This window comes from Herbiconiux daphne, assembly GCF_024979295.1.
Classification (GTDB): Bacteria; Actinomycetota; Actinomycetes; order Actinomycetales; family Microbacteriaceae; genus Herbiconiux; species Herbiconiux daphnes.
The window spans coordinates 1-758 of sequence record NZ_JANLCJ010000331.1; the positions used below are offsets into that span (position 1 = coordinate 1).

At 42.3% G+C, this 758-nt stretch carries 1 protein-coding gene; it reads left to right on the forward strand.

Annotated elements, in window-relative coordinates; genetic code table 11:
* Window positions 1-44: 44 nt before the first annotated feature.
* Window positions 45-473 carry a tellurite resistance TerB family protein gene (locus tag N1032_RS25035; protein WP_259543269.1) on the forward strand — a complete coding sequence of 143 codons (429 nt, stop codon included), beginning with the start codon at window positions 45-47 and terminating at the stop codon, window positions 471-473.
* Window positions 474-758 lie beyond the last annotated feature (285 nt).

Below are 758 nucleotides of genomic sequence, written 5' to 3' on the forward strand. Positions count from 1 at the left end.
CCTGAGTACTTGTTTTAATCTCACATAATTATACAGGAGTTAATATGTTTGGTTGGGGTAAGAAAGCTAAGAACGTTGTTATCGAGCTGAATAAAGCTGAACACCGTCCTATTGCTCGTGCTATCGTAGCTGCTGGTGTGTATATCGCAGCGGCAGATGGTAACATCGAAGATAGCGAAGTAAACACTCTCCGAAGTGTTATTGCTAACAATAAAACACTGGCTCCTTTTGTACCGGAAGCTAATGATTGGACTAATGAATTTACAAGTCTTATCCAATCTTCTCCGCGTACAGCACGACTGGAAATTCTGCGTGTAGTTGAAGCGGTACGTAATGACCGTGACGGTGCTCAGAATGTTCTGGTTGCAGCTTTAGATATCGCTGATGCTAATGGTGGTATTGGTGATGATGAGCGTTCTGCACTTACTAAAGTTGCAGAAGCTCTTGGTCTGAATCTTAAAGATTATGAGTGATGAAAAGCTCGTAAGAGTTGATTCGCTGGAAAGTGGTGAGCGCTTCTTGTTCGATAATCTTTCGTACATTACGACTGATTCTCGTATGGAAGGTGAGTATGTACAAGCAGTAGCTGTCTACTCTGGAAAGCTTATTATGTTCACCTCTAGTGAAGAAGTTCGTCCGATTCAGGCATAAATAAAGGTTATAGGTTGCCACCCTAAGCATGGTGCGGAAAAATGCTATCGTACAGGTTCGAATCCTGGGCAGCCTATAACCTTCCATTAAAGGATTGAAAAGTCGGA